Below are 18,491 nucleotides of genomic sequence, written 5' to 3'. Positions count from 1 at the left end.
CGACGCCACCGCTTTTTATAACGTCGGTTTCGGGGGCACCATAGTCGGGCCTGAAAGGACTGTCACCGCAGAAGTGGCACTACCCGGCAAGGTCACGCGTAAGACAGGCGATATAGAATCCGTCCATGCCGCCGGTTTCGGGCCAATAGTCGGGGCGCAGGCGCAAGCCGCCCTCGGCGGTGATCCATTCCGGGTCGATGCCCGGCAGGGCGAGAGCGCCCGGCTGGGTGCGCAGGCCGGGGTGGCGGGTCAGGGCCGCGGCAATCTGCGCCTCGCCCTCTTCGGGCAAAAGCGAACAGGTGCAATAGACCAGCCGCCCATTTGGCGCCAACATGTCAAGCGCGCGGTCCAACATCTGGGCTTGCAGCGCAAACAGCTCGCGTAAGGACCGTGGGTCTTTTGCATAGGGCACGTCGGGGTGGCGTCGCACCGTGCCCGTGGCGGAACAGGGCGCATCCAGAAGAATCGCCTCAAAAGGTGCATCGGGCTGCCAATGCAGCGCATCATCGGTGACAATACGGGCGGACAGGCCGCAGCGGGCCAGATTCTCTGCGATCCGCTGGGCGCGTGGAGAGGAGATGTCCAGCGCCGTCACATCAGCGCCCATCGCCGCAAGTTGCAGCGTCTTGCCGCCCGGCGCGGCGCACAGATCCAGGGTGCGCGCACCCGCTGCGGGGGCGAGGATTCTGGCGGCAAGGGCAGCGGCGGCATCTTGCACCCACCACGCCCCTTCGGCAAAGCCCGGCAGATCCGACACCTGCCCCCGTGCGGCCAGCCGCAGGCTGCCGGTGGGCAACAGCGTGGCGCCTAGCGCCTCGGCCAGTTCGGGCGCGGTATCGGCGGATTTTGGAGTAACGTCCAAGGGGGCGGCGCGCAGGTGGGCCGCCTCGATCCGCATCGTTGTCTGTTTGCCCCAAGCCGACATCAGCCGCCCCCGCAGCCAGTCCGGCAAGGCCGGAGGCGGCAGGCTGTCCCATGTCGCGGGGTCGGTTTCAGCCACCTTGCGCAGCACCGCATTGATCAGCGCGGTGAAGCTGTCGGTCCGCGGGCCGCCGGTGCGCGCGATCGTCACCGCATCGTTCACCACACCGTGCGGTGCTGCACCCTCTTCCAGCATTTCGACCGTCGCAAGGCGCAACAGCGCCTGAACGTCAGGCGGCGGCGCGCGACGCATCAGCTTTTTAAGAACCGCATCGGCGCGGCCCAGGTGGCGCAGCGTGGCCAAGGCAAGCCGCTGGGCGCGGGCGCGTTCAGCCGGAGGTAGCCCGCCAAGATCGCCGGCGGCGAGTTGGTCAGACAAGGGCTGCGCGTGTTCGGTAACGCCCAGGATCAGCCCCAGCGCCGCTTTGCGTGCGTCTTCCCCCATGCTCATATGACCGTGACCCTTTGGCTTGTTACGAGTACCGCTGCCCACTATATCATGACCGGACCCTTCACAAGGAACGTGCAAGATGACCGACCTCACCAAAAAACCTGACTTGGCCCCAGCCGCGCTGCGCGCGTTGTCAGAAGCCGAAGAGCGGCGCAAAGCTGCAGGCACAACGGCATCGCCGACTGAACTGGGCGGGCGCGATGGACTGGACCCGGTGCGCTTTGGCGATTGGGAGAAGAAGGGGATGGCGGTCGATTTCTGACCCGCCGAGGGTTTTTCATCCCGAACCCCCAAAGAGCATTCAAGAGGTTGCTGAGGAAATCGGCCTTCGACCCGGATTGATCATGGCAATCGTCGCCGGTCAAAAGCAACGTCACCCTTGCCATGAAATCAGCAATGGCAGGGTGCTGTCCGTTGGAAATTGAGGCGCTGGCACGTTGTTGCTGATCTGACAGGGGGCATGACCGTGGCGTTGAACTTATTCCGTCATGCTTTTCGATGAACAAAAGGAACGGCGCCATCAAAACAGGGGCTCAAAGATCTAGGCACCGACAGGTTCCGCAGTGCGTATCGTTGGGTTTTGCAGTGCTGATTGCATCAGCGGGGTAAAACCGGCGAGCGTTGTGCCCCCTGTCAAGGGGACGAAACGGCAGATAATGCGTTGGCCGTTGGCAAGTGTGGCTTCACCTGCCCAGGCAGTGCGATTGCCAATCTGTGTGGTAAAATCGCGTGCCGTGGCCCAGATCGGACTGGGCTGGCATTTATCTTGCCATATACGAATCGAATCGAGCGCCGTCACCTGCCCCAGGGTTGTGCGCGGATCGACACCCCACATCTGTGCATAGGCCGCATTCGATGTAACCAGTTCGCCCGATGGCTGGAATACCGCGACTGCCTCTTGTAGCGCATCAAGCACCTCGTGACCCAGTTCCAATTCAGCACGAAATCGCCGCGTTAAAGACACTTCGGATGATATATCCTCAAAGAGGAACGCCACGGCGCCATCGGGATGTGGGCGGCCTGTGACCCGATAGGTCTGACCCGAAGGTAGTGACCAGGTCTCTGAATGGTGGCCCGCTGCGGCCGCCTGCTCCAAGGCTGTCATCTGCTGACGCCAGCTTCGGTAATCCTTCATCTCGGGCATCATCCTGCCTTCGCGAAGGCGATCAAGGAAAGCATAAAGTGTTGGGCGGCAAGATAGGAATTCAGCCCCAAGCTGCGTCAATTCAATCAGTGCGGGGTTGAATAATTGCAACTGCCGCTGCCGATCAAAAATGGCCAGCCCAATGGGAAGATCGGCAAAGGTTTTCGTCAATGTCTGGACGAAATCACGAAGGGCGCGTTCTGCGCGCACCGTTCCATCTATGGAAACAGCAAAGTTCAATGTTCCACTTTCAAGACGGTAGCTCTGCCATTCGAACCAAAAGACTTTACCGTCTGGCGCATTTATTTTCATGCGGCGTGGGCCGCTTTCAGGTGTCGCAGCCTCTGCCCCAAAAAGATGTGGAAGCGGCCAAGTCAGCGCATCATCGGCATTTGCAAGCGCATCTGACCGCAAGATATAGGCGCGATTTGCCCAAATCACGCTACCCGTGGCGTTCTCGCGCCAACATAAAACCGGAGCGCGATCCATTGTCACGCGCAGATGTTCCAGTTCGTCTTCCAGCGCGCGGTGTGACAGCCCGTCGACCACGACCCCGTGCCCCTCAACCTCGGGGTCGGTAAGCGCTATGCGCGCCATGCCGTTGACATCTTCTGCGAAAAGCCGCAGCGGGGCCGTGCCATCGGGTGAGCGGGCGACCATTTCGATTGTGCCACGCGACGATAAACTGCCCAGAATTGACGCAAAATCATCGAATCGCGTGGCGAGAAACGCTGATAGCCTGGCCCAATCACTACCGCCCATTGGAGAGGCGTTCAAAAGTGCGCGCGCCGGGGCGGTTGCATCAACCAGATCCTGATCGTCAAATAGAAAGACTGATTGTTCCAATGCGGGCTGCACCGCGAGCGCCGCAGCCTTGCGCCGCTGACCAAGCTGAACAGAAATAATCATCAGCGCGATTAACGCCGATCCGACCGAGGTTGCCACAATTACAAGTGCCAGCATCCACTGTTCCATCGCTTCGACCTTTCTGATCGCCTGTGGACCAGCATCCGCAACAATGGTTAATGTGCCGTTAAATGTGCTCAGGGCGTAAACTGAAGGTTTTCTCCCAATGTACCAAGATCATCGGCAACAATCCTTTCAACGGGCCAGACCACCTCAACAATTGCGCCAGACCGTGCCGGATGTTCGTCGTCACGCAAAAAAGGATCGGTTCCGTTTGCGAATTTCAACCGTGCGCCGGTGCGTTCCAACAGCGTTTTCGCAATGAACAGGCCAAGGCCCATGCCCTCATATTCGGGGCGCTGGCGGCGATCCGACTCGCCCCTGCGCGCACTGAGAAACGGGTCTCCGATACGGCCTAAAACGCCCGGGGCATAGCCGCGCCCGTCATCGCAGATGCGGACGATAATCTCAGTCGCGGTCCATTGCGCATCTATCCAGACAGTCGAATGCGCAAAATCAACGGCGTTCTGCATCAGGTTTCGCAATGCGTGGATAAGTTCGGGGAAGCGGTAGATGATCGGCTGACGCTCACTGCCGCCCGGCCCTGGCGACGTGTCAAAAAGGAGTGTCTTGCCGCGGTCCTGGTGCGGTTCGGCAGCTTCGCGCAGGACGGCTAACAACGGTGCGGCGCGCAGGTGCGTATCATCTTTTCCGGCCCGTCCCATGCTATGTAGAATGTCCCGGCAACGGTCAGCCTGACTGCGGATCAACAACGCATCCTCGCGTAGATCAGGATGGTCCCCAAGCTCGTCTGCCAGCTCCGCGCTGACCAGTTTTATCGTGGCAAGAGGTGTCCCAAGTTCGTGCGCTGCTGCAGCCACCACCCCACCCAGATCTGTCAGCTTCTGTTCGCGCGCCAGTGCGCTTTGGGTCGCAAAAAGCGCATCACCCATCGAGTGGATCTCAAACGCTACCCGGCGCGCATAGGCCCCCAGAAATATAACCCCGATAACAATTGCCAGCCAGTAACCAAAGCCAAACATCGGCGGCACGGCAATGACTGTTCCATCGTGCATCACTAGGGGCGCGCTGTAAAAGGCGACCATGGTAATCATCACGATTGTCGCTGAGCCCACAAACACGGTGGAGCGGGTCTGAAGCGCCGTCGCCGCAATGGTGGCCGGTGCAAGTATCAGCAACGCGAACGGGTTATTCAACCCTCCTGTCAGCGCCAGCAGCAGGGCCAATTGTGCCGTATCAAAGAGCAACATCGCAAGCGTTTCACCTGCGGAAAGACGTTTGCTTTCTGGGAAAAGAAAGATCGCGACCAGGTTTGCAGCCGCCGCGGCCCCGACCGTCGCCAGGCACAACGGCATGTCCAGCGCTATACTGTAGATCAGTGATGCGGCCAACAGCGCCGCCAGTTGCCCGAAAATGGCCGTCCACCGCAGCAGGATCAGTGTTCGCAGGCGCACCCAATCGCTGTGCGTTTCGTGCAGATGCGTGTGTTCCGGTAGGCTGACAGCGTTCGGCATGATGGGTCCTGTTGTCACATCGCAGCGGTTTGCATTGATAGTCGGCCCGCAATGCGCAATCAATGAGCGTCCTGCTACCAGATTCTGAGGTTATTGATGCCCATTTCCGCCCGCACCACCGCTATCGCCGCCGCTGTTGTCATTGCGGCTGGGTTGGCGGTCGCCTATTTCGTTACGCGCCCGGGCGAGGAAGACCGTTTTGCCCAATGCCGCCGTGGCGTGGTCGCGGGCGGTGGCGGCAGCATTGGCGGCCCATTCACGCTGATTGACGAAACGGGCGCCACCGTCACCGATAAAGATGTGATTACGACGCCGGCCCTGATCTATTTTGGCTATACCTACTGCCCGGATGTTTGCCCGCTTGATAACGCGCGCAATGCCGAAGCGGTTATGCTATTGGAGGATAAGGGTTATTTCGTAACGCCGATCTTCATCTCGGTCGATCCGGCGCGCGATACGCCAGAGGTGCTGGCCGATTTCACCAGTGTGATGCATCCACGAATGATCGGTCTGACCGGCACACCAGAGCAGGTAAAGGCCGCCAGTCAGGCCTACCGCACATATTTCAATATAAAGGATCCAAGCGATCCCTATTATCTGGTCGATCACTCAACCCAGACCTACCTGGTGTTTCCAAAGTCCGGCTTTGCCGAGTTTTTTAACCGTGACACGACCCCGCAGGAAATGGCGGACCGCGTGTCCTGCTTCATCGACGCCGAGAATGGCTGAGGCGAGGGCGCCTGCATTTATACCAAGCAAGAAATTGACCATCGTCGCGTGACCCCCTAGAACTTGTCTGAAGTAACTAGTTGGGGGCACAGATGGCCGAGGATGATTTTGCGGAGTTGGGTAGTGATCGCACCTTGCTTCTGGTTGATGATGATGTGCCATTTTTAACGCGCCTGGCGAGGGCGATGGAAAAGCGTGGTTTTCAACCCGAAACCGCTGAAACCGTTGCCGCCGGCAAAGCGATCGCGCAGGCGCGACCGCCCGCTTATGCAGTTATAGATCTGAGGCTTGAGGATGGGAACGGCCTTGATGTTGTCGAGGCATTGCGCGAACGCCGCCCCGATGCGCGCATCGTTGTTTTGACCGGGTACGGCGCAATTGCGACCGCTGTGGCGGCAGTTAAAATCGGCGCAACCGATTATCTGTCCAAACCTGCCGATGCCAATGACATTACAAATGCATTGCTCGCGCGTGGGGAAACCATGCCTCCGCCCCCCGAAAACCCGATGAGCGCAGATCGTGTCAGATGGGAACATATCCAGCGTGTTTACGAATTATGCGAGCGCAATGTATCGGAAACGGCAAGGCGCCTGAACATGCACCGTCGCACTCTCCAGCGGATTTTGGCCAAACGCAGCCCCAAGTAGAGTTCTTTACTAATTGTGTGAGTTTATTTCTTGATTTATTCCATTCGCCATTAGATACAGCGGCATCTTTTACAGTGCTGGAATAAAACATGGACATCAATCTCGACGCACTTCCTCTGGCAGAGCTCAAGGCCCTTCGGAACCGGGTCGAACGTGCTATCGCTACGTTTGAAGACCGAAAAAAGAAAGAAGCACTGGCCGAGTTAGAGGAAACCGCGCGCAAGATGGGGTATGCCCTCGCGGACTTTACAGGTGAGTCCAGCGCCAAGAAACGCAAACCAGCGGCGCCGAAATATGCCAATCCGGCGGATGCCGCTGTTACATGGACAGGTCGCGGCCGCAAACCACGCTGGGTCACGGCAGCATTGGCGTCTGGAAAATCCTTGAAAGACCTGGAAATCTGATTTTTGTCTGCCGGGCGGGTAACATACTGTCATGTTGGCCCGCCTCAGACTTCAGACTTGAGCCAATCTATGAATATCTGAGCCTGTTTTGTTACGGGGCCAGGCGACCAGACTATATAATAACCTAAAGTGTCATCCCGTAATTCATGCACCTTAACCAACCAGCCATTAATCAAATCTTCCTCAACCAATGCCTTACTTTCCAGATGCAGGCCGATCCCTTCGCGGGCCGCAGAAAGTGCCAATTCTTCATTTGGGAACTCGGTGAATTTCAACTCATCTGGGTTTAGGCCGATGGATTTCAGCAACTGCAACTGTTCAGGCCAGGTGCCTTCGTGCACCCAAGGCAGCGCAGACATTTCGCGTAGGCTTAGCTGGGTGCGCCCCTCCAGCAATCTTGGCGCACCAACCACAATCTGAGGTGCTGCGGTCAGGAATTCTGACACAACGTCGTTCCACCCCCCGTCACCAAAACGGATACCCAGTGTCGCCCCCTCACGGCAAAGATCCACCACGCGTGAATCGGGCAAAAGTGACAGCGGCACGTTCGGATGGCGTTTCCAAAACCGTGACAGACGCGGCATCAGCCACTCTGCGGCAAAGGCGGGCGGCAGAGTGACGGTCAGGGGGCGTTCGCCATTCTGCCTTATCATTGTGGTCAAAGCAGTCTCTATGGCGCCGAATCCATCGTTTAGCGCCAATGCCAGCCGTTCACCCTCGCCGGTAAGACGCAGGTTGCGACCATCCCGCCACACCAGGGCAATGTCCAGACGTTCCTCCAGCGCGCGTACCTGCTGGGCGACGGCGGCGTGAGTCACGTTCAGCACGCGCGCGGCGGCGCTGAAGCCACCCATTCGCGCCGTCACCTCAAAAGACCGAAGGGCCGTCAGCGCGGGCATGCTGCGCCAGTCAATATCATGCATATGTTAGCCTAACTATCAATTGCAATAAAATTACTGACTGGCTTTCACGCAGATATCAAGCGTAAAGAAGCGCAATGACGACATAATAGGAGGGTCAGGATATGATCCGTATGATAGCAGAAGTAATGACGATCGCCATGGGTGGCTATGCGTTGTCTCGTGCCGAACCCATCCAGCGTTCAGGGCAGTTGGGCAAGGATACTGGCCAGTAAAGACTGGTGGCGCGCAGTGTAGTCTGCGCGCACCTCGGCGGGGGGTCTTAGCCGGATGGTCAGCCCCCGCACCAAGGCCGGATCAAGTCTGCCGAACAGCTTGTCCGCCTCGGCCCTGGAAAACCCGGCAATCTGCTCTGCCTCCATCCTTGCGGATACTATATCGGCGGTTTTGATTGCCTTTTTGATTGGCAAGGGCAGCGCCGCAGGCAGGCCAAAGCGCAGATGCACCGCGGCCGTCAACCGCGCATCCAGATCACCGTAACTGGGCCCGATCGCCGCCTTTACCGGCGAGATCATATCCCCGATCACATATTCCGGCGCGTCATGCAGCAGTGCGGCCAACCGCCAACGCGGCGCAATACCGGGATTGGCACGGTTGAAAATATCTTCGACCAACAAGGAATGTTCTGCGACCGAATAGGCAAAATCGCCCCGCGTCTGGCCGTTCCAGCGCGCCACGAAGGCCAGGCCGTGTGCGATGTCTTCAACCTCGATATCCAGCGGCGCGGGGTCCAGAAGGTCCAACCGCCGCCCCGACAACATTCGTTGCCACGCGCGTTTCATTGCTGCACCGTCAACGGATCCGGGAACCGCGCCAGATAGCGCGCCATCGCGCGGCCCGACAGCAGGTGTTTTACCATCATCCGACGTAACCTGCTGCTATTAGGGGCAAGCCCCTTTCCCACCGCGATGGGCGGAAGGGTTGGGAAATGCACAGCCAAAAACCCGGCCAAGGCGCGGGAAAAGCGCGGCGGATATTGCCCGTCCGTATCATTCCAAGGCTTCAACGGTCCGATGAAATGCACGATATGCGCGCCTTGCATTGCCTCGAATAGCCGCGCAGCCCAGCTGTATTGCCAGTTCCAAACAGGGCTCAGTTCGGCCCAGTGGCGGTGCAATACGCAGTTCAAAAGGGTCTGATCATGCCGTAAAAGCCGCCCCTTGCATGCGGTGCCAAATTCGATGCAGTGGTTTAGCACCGCATCCGCCTGCCAACGCGCGCAGTCAATCAGCATCACCCCAGAATTGAAATATGGCGCAACGCCCAGCCCCGCTGCCTTGAATTCAGCAGGCATCCGCCCCGGCGTGCGCCATTGCTGGTTATCGCGTACCGCCGCCACCGGATTTGGCCCCATTTCTACGGCCAGCAGCGCTGACAGATCACCCCCCTGCACATAAATATCCGCATCGAGATAAAGTATCCGGTCATAAGCGCCTGCAAAAGCATCAGGCAGTAGCAGTCGCAGATACATGCTCATCGTGCGCCGGGCGTCAGTTCCGAAACCGTCCAGCAGCCCGTCGGCCGTCAATTTGCAGGCCCGCAGATGTAATCCGGCCAAGCTACGCGGTATTTCGGGCATTTCTACATCGCAGATGCAGATGTCGAAATCCCGCGCAGGGTGTAGCGCGGTAATCTGCGCTGCCGCAAACAGCGCGTAGGGCAGATAGTTGGCGTCGCAGCAAAAAGCCACAGCTTTGCGGGCGGTCGCAGGGGTCTGAGACTCAAGTGTGATTGCCATAGGTCTCTCGTTAACGGTCTGGGTGTTGATACATCGGCGCGATGGGCTGAACAACCAAGACAGAGTCAACGCGCCTCAACCCGTTTCGCACGCGCTGTGCGGCGCCGTTCAATGGCCCGTGACGTGGCGCCTATTGGCTGAGCAGATTATTGCTGATTGATTGTTCAAATGCTAAAAGCGCCCAAATTCTGAATTTAGGAGCCATCATGGCCGATTACATCGTTAAAGATATTGCGCTTGCCGCTTATGGCCGCAAAGAACTGGACATTGCCGAAACCGAAATGCCGGGCCTGATGGCGCTGCGCGAAGAGTTTGGCGGCTCAAAGCCGCTTTCGGGTGCGCGCATTGCTGGCAGCCTGCACATGACCATCCAAACGGCCGTTTTGATTGAAACGCTCAAGGTGCTGGGCGCCGACGTGCGCTGGGCCAGCTGCAATATTTTCTCAACGCAGGATCACGCGGCGGCGGCGATTGCTGAAGCGGGTATCCCGGTTTTCGCCATCAAAGGGGAAACGCTGGAGGATTACTGGACCTACACCGACAAGATTTTCCAGTTTGACGGTGGCACCTGCAACATGATCTTGGATGATGGCGGCGATGCGACGCTTTACATTCTGCTGGGGGCGCGGGTTGAAGCGGGTGAAACCGGTCTGATCGACGTGCCGACCTCGGACGAAGAGGTGTGCCTGTTCAATCAGATCAAGAAGCGCCTGAAGGAAAGCCCCGGCTGGTTCACCAAGCAGCGCGATGCGATCATGGGCGTTTCGGAAGAAACCACCACCGGCGTGCATCGGCTTTACGATCTGCACAAAAAGGGCCTGCTGCCTTTCCCGGCAATCAACGTGAACGATTCTGTCACCAAGTCGAAATTTGATAACAAATACGGCTGCAAGGAATCACTGGTCGACGGGATCCGCCGCGCAACCGACACGATGATGGCAGGCAAGGTCGCCGTGGTGTGCGGTTATGGCGACGTCGGCAAAGGCTCGGCGGCAAGCCTGCGCGGTGCGGGTGCCCGTGTGAAAGTGACCGAAGTAGACCCGATCTGCGCCTTGCAGGCCGCAATGGATGGGTTCGAAGTTGTGGTACTGGAAGACGTGGTGAACAGCGCCGATATCTTCATCACGACCACCGGCAACAAAGACGTGATCCGCATCGAACATATGCGCGATATGAAAGACATGGCGATTGTTGGCAATATCGGCCATTTCGACAATGAAATTCAGGTAGCCGCGCTGAAGAACCACAAATGGACCAATATCAAGGAACAGGTGGACATGATCGAAATGCCTTCGGGCGCGCGGATCATCCTGTTGTCAGAGGGGCGCTTGCTGAACCTTGGCAATGCCACCGGCCACCCCAGCTTTGTGATGTCGGCCAGCTTTACCAATCAGGTGCTGGCGCAGATTGAACTGTTCACAAAGGGCAAGGAATACGTCCCTGGTGTTTATATCCTGCCCAAGGCGCTGGATGAAAAGGTTGCCCGCCTGCATCTGGCGAAAATCGGTGTAAAGCTGACCGAGCTTAGCAAGGATCAGGCCGATTACATCGGCGTGGCCATGGAAGGTCCGTTCAAAGCCGAACATTACCGTTACTGAAGCATCTGCCCCGGGCGTAATCAGGCGCCCGGGGCAGGTTTGCGGGCCAAGGGTATGATTCCGGCAGAATTCCGTTTGAGCCGTGGTCGATTTCGCCTTAACCTCTGCCACAGTCACGGGCCCGTTGCCCGTGCTGGGATATATCTTATGTGGGACAGGTAGGAGTGAGAAATGGGTAAGAGAGACGATTTGATCGCCAAATATGCCGATGATCTGAAAAACAAATGCAACATGACGCCGGATATGGATCTTTTGACCAAGGTCACCGTCGGCTGTGGTCCGGCAATCTATAACGCCGATTCTTCAACTGTCGCCGCTGGCCAACCGGCTGAGCTGGAAACCGTCAAGAATAACTTTCTGGTCAAAAAGTTAGGGTTGAAAGACGGGCCGGAACTAATGGCCGCAATTGATGCCGTGATCGAAACCTATGGCAGATCCGAACGCAATAAATACCGCGCAGTTGTTTATTACATGCTGACCAAGCATTTCGGCAAAGAAAGTGTTTACGGCTGAGCCATTGGGCTTGCTGTTTGGGGGCGCCGTCAAGGCGCGCCCTTTTTCCATTTCAAAGCAGTGCCTTGATTGCGGCAACATGATCGGCATTCGCGCCACGCGCATCGCCGGCCAAGGCCACTACTTCCGCGTCCAACGCTTCGGGTGCGATAATCCGGTCAATCAGCCCCCAGGCCAATGCCTCCTCTGCGGTGATTTTTTGTCCAGCCATCAGGATCATCTTCGCCCTTGAGGGGCCGATCAGCGCGGTCATTCGCGCCGGATCCGAGGGCTGTGGCAAAAACCCCAGCTTCATCACGGGGTAAAAGAACTTTGCCCCCGGCACCGCGATGCGCAAATCACACGCAAGCGCCATACCAAAAGCACCACCCGCCAAGGTGCCGTTCAATGCAGCGATTGTCAGGCACGGCAGGGCGGCGATTGCGCCTGACAGTCGCTCCCACACCCCGTCTGTGGCTAATCCTGCGCGGGCCTCATCCAGATCGGCGCCCGCAGAAAACACTTTGCCAGTGCCGCGCAAGACGAAAACCCGCGCGCCGTCAGCCGTGGCCTGTGCAGCAGCATCCGCGATTGTATTCAACATGTCACGGGTCAGGGAATTGGCTTTTTCAGGGCGGTTGATAATGACGGAACAGATACCATCGTCTTTTGTTACCATGATCATGCCGCACTCTCCTTGCAAAAACCGCTCAAGCGTTCCTAACAACAGCGCAGACCCTTGACCATTGCTTGTTGGCACAGGATGCTTGACGCAACATATTTCAGCAAGGACACGACATCATGACAAAATGGAACAGGGTGGGCGCCGGTGCGGCGTTTGCAGCTTTTTTGGGCTCTACCGCAATTTATGCAGACGTCACCGCACAACAGGTCTGGGATTCCTGGACCGGGTACTACACCTCATTTGGCTATGATGTGTCCATCGGGGCGCAGAACATGGATGGCGATACGCTGGTCGTCACCGATGCGGTCTTTACCTCGACCATGCCCGAGGGCAAGGGAAGCGCGGTCATTACCGTGCCCGAAATCCGCCTGAAAGAGGTGGGTGATGGCACCGTCGACGTGGTGACCTCGGAAGTCATTCCAATGGACGTGACCACGCAGGAAGATGATGAAACCGTCAAAATGGCGATGACCCTGCGCCAGACCGATACGCTGACAAAGGTTTCCGGTACGCCCGACAATATGGCCTACAACATCACCGCCCCCATGATGGCGGTGGAAATGGGCGAAGTGGTGACAAATGGCGATGCAATACCGGTCAAGGTGCGTGTTGCCCTGACTGACAGTAGCGGCACTTATGCGGTGGACACCGCGTCCGGATCGCAGATCAAATCGGATTTCTCCAGCGCCAGGATGGACTTTACCGTTTCGGGGGCAGATCCCGAAAGCAGTACCACCTTCAATCTGAATGGCGATCTGGTCGATCTCAAGATGCTGGGTGATTTCGTCTTGCCCGCCAATATCGACATGAACGATATGGCTGCCGCCCTGAACCTGGGGCTGAAAATGACCGGCAACTTTACCTACGGCGCCGGCCAATACATGATGGATTTCGACGGCCCTGATGGTGCAGGCAAAATCAATGCCTCGGCTGACACCGGCAAGCTCGACTTTGCGATGTCCAAAGAGGGGCTGCACTATGGCGCGGGCGGCACCAATACCAAGATGGAAATGGCCGTCCCCGACATGCCGTTCCCGATAAACGCCGCGATTGACGAGACATTGGTCAGTTTTGCCATGCCGCTGGCCAAATCCAGCGATCCGGCCCCGTTTGCCGCTACGTTGAAGCTGGTCGGTGTTTCGGTGTCCGAAGAGCTTTGGGCAATGTTTGACCCAACGGCGCAGTTGCCGCATGACGCAGCGACGCTGATTGTTGATCTGGCGGGAACGGCCACGCTGCTGGCCGATATTTTTGATCCCGCCATGGCAAGCGCTGATACCCCGCCGGGCGAGCTGAACTCGCTGGACGTCAAGGCGGTGCAGTTGACCGCCGCCGGTGCCGAGCTGACAGGCAATGGCGCGATGACGTTTGATAATTCTGCCGGGGCGCCAGTGCCTTTGGGCGCCATAGACCTGAAACTGGTCGGGGCCAACGCGCTGATGGACAAGTTGGTGGCGATGGGGCTGTTGCCGCAAGATCAGGTGATGGGTGCGCGGATGATGCTGGGCCTGTTTGCCGTGCCTACCGGCGAGGATGAACTGACCTCGAAAATCGAGTTCAAGAAAGGTGGCAGCATCTATGCCAATGGCCAACAGTTGCAATAGGCTGGCTTGACCGAACCGGGGCCGCCTGGATTTTCCTGGGCGGCCTTGCCATTTCATTTGTCACAGGTGCCCTTTATGCAAGACCGGCTTTCCACGCTTACCGCTTCGCTTTTGAAAGCTGCCGCTGATGCGGGGGCCAGTGCTGCTGATGCCATGGCTGTCGAGGGGCGATCCGTTTCGATTGACGTACGCGAAGGGCGGCTGGAACAGGCCGAACGCTCGGAAGGGGTCGAGATTGGCTTGCGGGTGCTGATTGGCGGGCGGCAAGCCTGCGTCTCGGCCTCGGATATATCCACGCGCACGATTACAGATATGGCGGAACGCGCGGTTGCCATGGCGCGTGAGGCGCCCGAAGACCCGTTCGCCGGGCTCGCGGACCCCGCTCAACTGGCCCGCGCGTGGGATATTGCAGCACTGGAACTGGTCGATCCGACCGAAGAGCCGCCAGCCGCTGCGTTGGAACAAGACGCCCGCTCCGCCGAGGCGGCCGCCCTTGCCGTGGGTGGAATTTCGCAGGTCCAATCCGCCTCGGCCAGCTATGGCCGGCGCAGTGTGCATATTGCTGCATCGAACGGTTTTGTGGGGGGGTATGCGCGGTCGTCCCGGTCCACCTCGGCGGTCGCCATCGCCGGTGAGGGACTGGGGATGGAGCGTGACTGGGCGGCTGAATCGCGCACCTTTCAGGCTGATCTGCCCGAGGCCGCGGGCATCGGCACATTGGCAGGGCAACGCGCCGGCGAACGCATTGGCGCCCGCAAACCCCCAACCGGCGCCTATCCCGTCGTCTATGACGAACGCATTGCCGCCGGGCTGATCGGCCACCTGTTGGCGGCGATTAACGGCACCGCCATTTCGCGCGGGGCAAGCTGGCTGCTGGGCGCGTTGGGCCAGCCCGTTTTGCCCACCGCGCTGTCGCTGCACGAAGACCCGCACCGCCCGCGCATATCAGGGTCACGCCCGTTTGACGCCGAGGGTCTGGCGACCCATCCCCGTATGATCGTTGAAAACGGTGTGCTAACCGGCTGGACGCTGGATCTGGCTACGGGGCGCAAGCTGGGGATGGCCTCAACCGCCTCGGCAGGGCGCGGCACGTCATCGCCACCGTCACCGGGGGCGGGTAACGTAACCCTTACGCCGGGCACCATCAGCCGCAATGACCTGATCCGTGACATGGGTACGGGGTTGTTGATCACCTCGATGATTGGCTCGTCGATCAACGCGACCACGGGTGATTATTCGCGCGGGGCGTCGGGGTTCTGGGTTGAGGGTGGTGAAATCGCCTATCCGGTCAATGAATGCACTGTCGCGGGCAATCTGCGCGATATGCTGATGCGCCTGACCCCCGCCAATGACGCGCGGGCGCATCTTTCCCACCGGGTGCCAAGTCTCTTGGTTGAGGGGCTGACCCTTGCCGGAAAATAACCCGCAGCCTATTCACATGCCCACAAAGGCCGCGCAGGGTTTCGATTGAATATCTGATTGTGGGTCTGTGCAAGGCGAACATGCCCGATATCTTATAACTCGCGCGCCGACCCTTGCCAGCCTGCGCGCGTGAATTAAGTCTGGGGCTAGAAAAGGCAGGATCAATATGCACCATGGCAAGACGGCCACACCGGTCGAACACATTCCCGACCCGAAAAATCCGCGTGCCTACCGCGATGCGCTTAGCCGCTTTGCGACCGGCGTAACGGTTGTTACGGCGCGCGAAACCGGCGGCGGTGGCCCGGTGGGAATTACCGTCAACAGCTTTGCCTCGGTATCGCTGGACCCGGCCCTGGTGCTGTGGTCAGCGGCGCGATCTTCGCTTCGGCACGCGCATTTTTCGGGGGCACCGGCCTTTGCCATTCACGTTCTGGCGGCAGATCAGGCAGAGCTTGCCGCCCGCTTTGCCAAGCGGGGCACCGGGTTTGACGGGCTTTCCTATGTGCTGAACGATCAGGGCGTGCCCTTGTTGTCCGGCACGCTGGCGCGGTTTGAATGCCTGACCGAAGCACGCCACCAAGGCGGCGATCACACGATCATCATTGGCCGCGTGACCCGTTTCACTACCGATGCCGAGGACGAGGCTTTGGTGTTTGCCCATGGCCAATACGGGCGGTTCACGCCCTTGGCCTAACAAATGTCAGCCCAGCCGCGCGATCTGCTCTGCCAGACGTTTGATCGCGCGCGATTGGGCGGCGGCAATGGCGGCGGGGCCGGTTCCCTCGATCGGGATCGACAGATCAAAGCGGCGCACCACATCACGCCCCGCCCCATAACCCGCAGGCGACACGAAATACTGCCCGCTTAGGCGCATGACACCATCGGCGTGCGCCAGCATCTGCTCAACCCGCACCTCCAGCCGTCGTTGCGGTTCGGCGGCCAAGGGCCAAGGCTCGGCCACCACGGTTGCGCCTGACACTGAGGAAATCTGCCGTGCCAATGCCTGTGTGATTGCGCGGGCGGGATCGTCTGCCCAGATCTGATCGGGCCGCGACCGCAGCGCGCCATCTTCGGTCTGGTAGGCAATTTCCTGCCCCGAGGCGTATTGCGGCAAGGATACTTCGCGCAGCTCGGTCAACCCCAGCATGTCAGGTAGCTGCTTTTCCGTTGCCGGCGGGTCGATCATGTAGCGCCCGGTCTTTTCCGGGTTCGAGCAGGCAGCCACAAGGGTCAGCGCCACAAGGGCAAAACGGGTCATAGTCATGGCACTCTCCTATCGGCCCAGAATAAAGGCACGCGGGTTGCGTTCAATGGTGCGCGCCAAGGCACCAAAGGCGGCAGTGGCGCGGCGCAATTCGCGCATGGTATTCAGCATTTCGGCGTTGAATGGAGAGCGGTCCCCATAAGAGGCGATCAGGCCGTCGGCGCGGGCAATCAAACCCTCAAGCCGTTCGGTCAGCGCGGGCAGATCGGCACTGGCGCCCGCCAGCGCGTCCGCCGCCGTCTGCGCCGATCCAAGCGCCGCATTCAGGTTGTCGGCCGCCCCCCCGGCGCGAAGCTCGGCCAAAAGGCCGGCAGCCTCGGTAAGGGTATCCGACAGCGCGCGCGGCAGCTTTTCAGCGTCATCAGACCCGAGCATCGTGCGCAGATCAGACAAAATCCCGTCAACCTGATTGCCAATATCTTCAAGGGGTATCAGCGCGGCATTTGCAGCCAGCTTTTGCAGCTCGACCAGCGTTTCCGGCAAGCCTTCGACCGAAGCGTAAAGCTGTTCAGCCGCGCTCATCACCTGATCAAGGGCTGCAATCGTCTTGTCGGCGGCGCCTTGATCGTTCAGCGCCTTGGTCAGGTTGCCAAGCTCCTCCAGCAGGATCGACAGTTCGCCCGGAACGGCGCGGGTATCATCGCTTTCCGCCACAACAGAGATGGAATCCATCATCCGAATGGTTGCCGCAAACAGTTCTTCGATCGGCAACGCGCTGACGCGGCTGAGTACCCCTTCTGCCGAGGCGGCAAGGTCATTTGCGGCCGCAGGTGCAACCGGCAAAATCGGGAACGGATCGCCCGCCATATCCATTTTACCGGGCGCCATATCCGGAATATCGGTCAACTCAACCACGAGGGTGGTGCCCAAAAGCCCGGTGCCGGCCAGACGCGCGCGTAGACCGCGCTCGACCTCACCTTCTAAAAAGCCTGCGACTATGTCGGGGTCTGCGTCAGGGGTCATGCCAAGGCGTTCGGGGTTGATGGCGATAACGATCTGTTGGCGCACGATACGATCACCAAAGCTGTCTTGCGACACCTTGACCGACAGATCCTTGACCTCACCCGCCTCAACACCGCGAAACAGCACCTTTGTGCCGCGCTCAATACCGCGCACGGCTTCGTCGAACAGGATCGTAAAGCGCACGGCAGTATCGGAGCTGCCGTCAAAAATGGAACTTTGCGCCTCGGTTTCGCCGGAATAGAGCCTGAAGCTGTCTCCCTGCATGATCGGTTGCCCGCCCGAAGAAAAGGTTGCAAACTCAATCCCGCCCTGCACCAGAGACGCCAACGAGCGCACATCAAGTTTGACGCCGCCGGCCCCCAGTGACAGCGAAAAGCCTGACGTATCCCAAAACCGGGTGCGACTGCTAAGGCGTTTGTCATGGGGTGCCTTGATGAACGCGTCGACGGTAACGCCTTCGTCGGTTTCAGATAGCCGCAGATTTTGCAGCCGGCCAACCGTCAAACCGCGAAAGATGACGGGCGCGCCTTCTGCCAGACCGCCTGCGTCATCCGCATGTAGCGTGACCCAGGTGCCCGATGTGGGATCAGGGGCAAGCGGCGCGCGGTCCTGCCCGGTAAAGCGAGTTTGTGGCGTTGATGGCTCAGCATCCCAATACCCTTCGATAAAGGTGCCCGACAAAACAGTATCCAGCCGCGAAATGCCCTGCGCCGAAACTTCGGGGCGGACCAGCCAGAACTTTGCGTCACTGTCGATGAACGGTGCCACGTCTTTTTGCACACGCACACCGATGCGCACCGATTTCAGGTCACTGGTAAAGCCCACGGTTTCCACGCGGCCCACCTCGACCTCGCGGAACTTAAGGACGCTTTCACCGGGGCGGATGCCAGTGGCATCGGCAAAGTCGATCTCGATCAGGATGCCCCGTTCGGAATAGCTTTTCCATGCGACCCCCAGTGTAATTGCCAGCGCCAGCAGCGGCACCAGCCAGATCACCGAAAGGCGGGTCCAGATCGGACTGGGCGCCTGTGTCTTGATCAGGGCGGCAGGGGTCGGGTCTTGGGACAT

18 protein-coding genes are annotated in these 18,491 nt (G+C 59.1%); 9 read left to right on the top strand and 9 right to left on the bottom strand.

What is annotated here, in order from left to right:
* Positions 1–79 precede the first annotated feature (79 nt).
* On the bottom strand, positions 80–1,372 hold the full coding sequence (locus ACM62R_RS04420; protein WP_415182846.1) for an RsmB/NOP family class I SAM-dependent RNA methyltransferase: 1,293 nt from the start codon (positions 1,370–1,372) through the stop codon (positions 80–82).
* A 79-nt stretch (positions 1,373–1,451) separates the two neighbouring features.
* Between ACM62R_RS04420 and ACM62R_RS04415 the strand changes: the two genes are divergently transcribed.
* Positions 1,452–1,634, top strand: a complete 183-nt coding sequence (locus tag ACM62R_RS04415; protein ID WP_415182845.1) for a DUF1674 domain-containing protein — start codon at positions 1,452–1,454, stop codon at positions 1,632–1,634.
* Between the two features lie 279 nt (positions 1,635–1,913).
* On the opposite strand, the gene ACM62R_RS04410 is transcribed toward ACM62R_RS04415, so the two are convergent.
* Positions 1,914–3,479, bottom strand: coding sequence for a PAS-domain containing protein (locus ACM62R_RS04410; protein ID WP_415182844.1), 1,566 nt, complete (start codon positions 3,477–3,479; stop codon positions 1,914–1,916).
* Between the two features lie 80 nt (positions 3,480–3,559).
* Positions 3,560–4,957 (bottom strand): sensor histidine kinase RegB, encoded by a 1,398-nt coding sequence (gene regB, locus ACM62R_RS04405; protein WP_415182843.1) that lies wholly within the window; start codon positions 4,955–4,957, stop codon positions 3,560–3,562.
* Between the two features lie 96 nt (positions 4,958–5,053).
* Between regB and ACM62R_RS04400 the strand changes: the two genes are divergently transcribed.
* The 3 genes from ACM62R_RS04400 to ACM62R_RS04390 all read left to right on the top strand — a co-directional run bounded on the left by ACM62R_RS04400 (position 5,054) and on the right by ACM62R_RS04390 (position 6,737).
* Complete coding sequence (locus ACM62R_RS04400; protein ID WP_415182842.1) at positions 5,054–5,686, top strand: SCO family protein; 633 nt, start codon at positions 5,054–5,056, stop codon at positions 5,684–5,686.
* Positions 5,687–5,778: 92 nt separating this feature from the next.
* Positions 5,779–6,333, top strand: coding sequence for an ActR/PrrA/RegA family redox response regulator transcription factor (locus ACM62R_RS04395; RefSeq protein WP_415182841.1), 555 nt, complete (start codon positions 5,779–5,781; stop codon positions 6,331–6,333).
* An 89-nt stretch (positions 6,334–6,422) separates the two neighbouring features.
* Complete coding sequence (locus ACM62R_RS04390) at positions 6,423–6,737, top strand: H-NS family nucleoid-associated regulatory protein (RefSeq protein WP_415182840.1); 315 nt, start codon at positions 6,423–6,425, stop codon at positions 6,735–6,737.
* Between the two features lie 44 nt (positions 6,738–6,781).
* Here ACM62R_RS04390 and ACM62R_RS04385 read toward each other — a convergent pair whose 3' ends face one another.
* From ACM62R_RS04385 to ACM62R_RS04375, 3 genes are all read right to left on the bottom strand, one after another.
* Complete coding sequence (locus tag ACM62R_RS04385) at positions 6,782–7,660, bottom strand: LysR family transcriptional regulator (RefSeq protein ID WP_415182839.1); 879 nt, start codon at positions 7,658–7,660, stop codon at positions 6,782–6,784.
* 179 nt (positions 7,661–7,839) lie between these two features.
* Positions 7,840–8,439, bottom strand: coding sequence for a hypothetical protein (locus ACM62R_RS04380; protein WP_415182838.1), 600 nt, complete (start codon positions 8,437–8,439; stop codon positions 7,840–7,842).
* Positions 8,436–9,395: a glycosyltransferase family 8 protein gene (locus ACM62R_RS04375; RefSeq protein ID WP_415182837.1), complete on the bottom strand. Its 960-nt coding sequence runs from the start codon at positions 9,393–9,395 to the stop codon at positions 8,436–8,438. The genes ACM62R_RS04380 and ACM62R_RS04375 overlap by 4 nt, the downstream gene beginning before the upstream one ends.
* Before the next feature lie 206 nt (positions 9,396–9,601).
* On the opposite strand from ACM62R_RS04375, the gene ahcY reads away from it, so the two are divergent.
* A complete protein-coding gene (gene ahcY, locus ACM62R_RS04370; protein ID WP_415182836.1) occupies positions 9,602–10,993 on the top strand; it encodes an adenosylhomocysteinase in 1,392 nt (463 codons plus the stop codon).
* A gap of 171 nt (positions 10,994–11,164) precedes the next feature.
* Positions 11,165–11,506 (top strand): DUF2853 family protein, encoded by a 342-nt coding sequence (locus ACM62R_RS04365; protein WP_415182835.1) that lies wholly within the window; start codon positions 11,165–11,167, stop codon positions 11,504–11,506.
* A 52-nt stretch (positions 11,507–11,558) separates the two neighbouring features.
* Here ACM62R_RS04365 and ACM62R_RS04360 read toward each other — a convergent pair whose 3' ends face one another.
* The gene (locus ACM62R_RS04360; RefSeq protein ID WP_415182834.1) at positions 11,559–12,170 is read right to left on the bottom strand and encodes an enoyl-CoA hydratase/isomerase family protein; all 612 of its coding nucleotides are present in this window, start codon (positions 12,168–12,170) and stop codon (positions 11,559–11,561) included.
* Positions 12,171–12,286: 116 nt separating this feature from the next.
* On the opposite strand from ACM62R_RS04360, the gene ACM62R_RS04355 reads away from it, so the two are divergent.
* From ACM62R_RS04355 to ACM62R_RS04345, 3 genes are all read left to right on the top strand, one after another.
* Complete coding sequence (locus ACM62R_RS04355) at positions 12,287–13,774, top strand: DUF2125 domain-containing protein (protein ID WP_415182833.1); 1,488 nt, start codon at positions 12,287–12,289, stop codon at positions 13,772–13,774.
* A 75-nt stretch (positions 13,775–13,849) separates the two neighbouring features.
* A complete protein-coding gene (locus ACM62R_RS04350; protein ID WP_415182832.1) occupies positions 13,850–15,196 on the top strand; it encodes a TldD/PmbA family protein in 1,347 nt (448 codons plus the stop codon).
* A gap of 166 nt (positions 15,197–15,362) precedes the next feature.
* A complete protein-coding gene (locus ACM62R_RS04345; protein ID WP_415182831.1) occupies positions 15,363–15,890 on the top strand; it encodes a flavin reductase family protein in 528 nt (175 codons plus the stop codon).
* 6 nt (positions 15,891–15,896) lie between these two features.
* Here the strand turns inward: ACM62R_RS04345 and ACM62R_RS04340 are convergent, their stop codons facing one another.
* Together ACM62R_RS04340 and ACM62R_RS04335 are read right to left on the bottom strand one after the other, a co-directional pair.
* A complete protein-coding gene (locus ACM62R_RS04340; protein WP_415182830.1) occupies positions 15,897–16,460 on the bottom strand; it encodes a membrane integrity-associated transporter subunit PqiC in 564 nt (187 codons plus the stop codon).
* Between the two features lie 9 nt (positions 16,461–16,469).
* A complete protein-coding gene (locus ACM62R_RS04335; protein ID WP_415182829.1) occupies positions 16,470–18,491 on the bottom strand; it encodes an intermembrane transport protein PqiB in 2,022 nt (673 codons plus the stop codon).

It is taken from the genome of Phaeovulum sp., assembly GCF_047638075.1.
Lineage (GTDB): Bacteria > Pseudomonadota > Alphaproteobacteria > Rhodobacterales > Rhodobacteraceae > UBA6197.
The sequence above is the reverse complement of the archived record's forward strand: the minus strand, read 5'-3'. Positions and strand labels throughout refer to the sequence as shown.